Source organism: Mesorhizobium sp. M7A.F.Ca.AU.001.01.1.1 (assembly GCF_004022735.1).
Classification (GTDB): domain Bacteria; phylum Pseudomonadota; class Alphaproteobacteria; order Rhizobiales; family Rhizobiaceae; genus Mesorhizobium; species Mesorhizobium ciceri.
In genome coordinates, this window is record NZ_RZPF01000974.1 from 1 (window position 1) to 1849 (window position 1849).

Genomic DNA, 1849 nt, shown 5'->3' on the forward strand with positions numbered 1-1849 from the left:
GTGCTCGCCTCGACGCTGCAGTTCAACCATTCCGACAATCCTCGCCAGGCCAGCCCGCAACTGCCCGACAAGATCTTTCGCGACGAGGCCGGCGTCATCGCGACCGTCAGCCCGGGTCCCTACGTCTTCACCGTCGGACCGGGTGATGCCGACGACATACCGATGCGGGCTGTCGATCTCATCCTGCGCTCCGGCGCAGGCGAGATCGACAGCCGTGCACGGCCGGTCGGCTTCGCGCTGATGGCGATCGGCCTGATCGGATTTTTGCTGACCTTGCGCACTCGAGGCGGTCGGCCGGAAAATCCGAACTCTCAGCCGCCACCGCCGCGCTGGGGCAGGGGCTGATGCATGTCGCCCAAAAGTGTGCAGCGGTTTTGGGACAACGACATGCATAACGGCACAAAACGATGAACTACCGCCACGCCTACCATGCCGGGAATTTCGCCGACGTCGTCAAGCATGTCGTGCTGACGCGCTTGCTCGAGTATCTGAAGCAGAAGGACAAGGCGTTTCGGGTCGTCGACACCCATGCCGGCATTGGCCGCTACGATCTGTCGTCGGCCGAAGCGCAGAAGACGGGTGAGTGGCAAGGCGGCATCGGCAGGCTGATCGATGCCCCGTTTGCCGCGCCGGTGGCAGCACTGCTCGCGCCTTATCTGGAGACAATACGGTCGCTCAACCCTGAGGGTGGCATCCAGAAATACCCGGGCTCGCCGTTGATTGCGCGCCATCTCATGCGCAAGCAGGACAGGCTGACCGCGATCGAGCTGCACCCCAAGGATGCCGCGAGGCTGAGGACGTTCTTTGCCGGCGATTTCCAGGCCCGGATCATCGAACTCGATGGCTGGCTGGCGCTCGGCGCCCATCTGCCGCCGAAGGAGAAGCGCGGCCTTGTTCTCATCGATCCGCCATTCGAGGAAGCGGGTGAGTTCGATCGCCTCGTCGACGGGCTCATAAGGGCGCACAAGCGCTGGCCAGGCGGCATCTACGCGCTCTGGTATCCGATCAAGGACCGCAAGGCGATCATCGCTTTCCGCAAGGCGCTGAAGCAATCGGGCATCCCGAAGCTGCTCGACATCGAATTCGAGATCAGGCCGGCCTCTTCGGAACCCAGCCTCGACGGCAGCGGTCTGCTGGTGGTCAATCCGCCGTTCACGCTGGAGGGCGAGTTGCGGACGCTGCTGCCGGCCCTGCACAGGCTGCTTGCGGTGGGGCGGCCGGCGCACTGGTCGTTGGAATGGCTGGCCGGCGAGCAGGCTTGAGGCGGGCTCATTGACGACCCGGGACCCGCGCTCTTTTGGATCCGGGCATGAACGTGCCAGAGCCATTCCGGTGCCGTGTAAATTCGGCTTTGGTCAAAAAGCAGTTTCAAACTGGGAAACCATTGTCAACGCAACCGCTTGACCGCCGCCGAGCGAATCCGCACAGTGCGCACAATCGACCTTGAGAGGCTGCCATGACTCGCTTCGCCAAATCCGCTCTTGCCGCCCTGATTTCGCTCTGCACCCCGCTTGCCGCGCCTCTCGGTATCACCCAGACCGTGCAGGCCGCCGATCTTACGGTCTATTCCGATGAAGACAGCGGGGTCTGCGGTCAGCCTTGGGTACTGAACAAGATCACCAGCCGCTTTTCCTATCAGGTGCATCACGTGCCGCATCTGCCGGATGTGCAGATCACCGATTTCCGGCGCATTCACCAGCATCGCTATCTGGCGGCCGACGATACCTGGCCGATCGGTCGCCGTTATTGCGGGGCCACCGTCAGCCTGTCCGACGGCCGCGATCGCACCATCTGGTACCTGATCGAGGAAGGCCAGGGCTTTGCCTCGATCGGCGACAATGGCGAATTC

General features: G+C 63.0%; 2 protein-coding genes and 1 pseudogene. All 3 read left to right on the forward strand.

Annotated features, from left to right (window positions below):
- Positions 1-345, forward strand: a pseudogene (locus EN884_RS34730) (hypothetical protein); the annotation flags it as partial.
- A gap of 62 nt (positions 346-407) precedes the next feature.
- Positions 408-1262, forward strand: a complete 855-nt coding sequence (locus EN884_RS34735) for a 23S rRNA (adenine(2030)-N(6))-methyltransferase RlmJ (protein ID WP_013532491.1) — start codon at positions 408-410, stop codon at positions 1260-1262.
- Positions 1263-1456: 194 nt separating this feature from the next.
- On the forward strand, positions 1457-1849 hold a 393-nt coding region (locus tag EN884_RS34740; RefSeq protein WP_128361075.1), incomplete at its 3' end, for a hypothetical protein.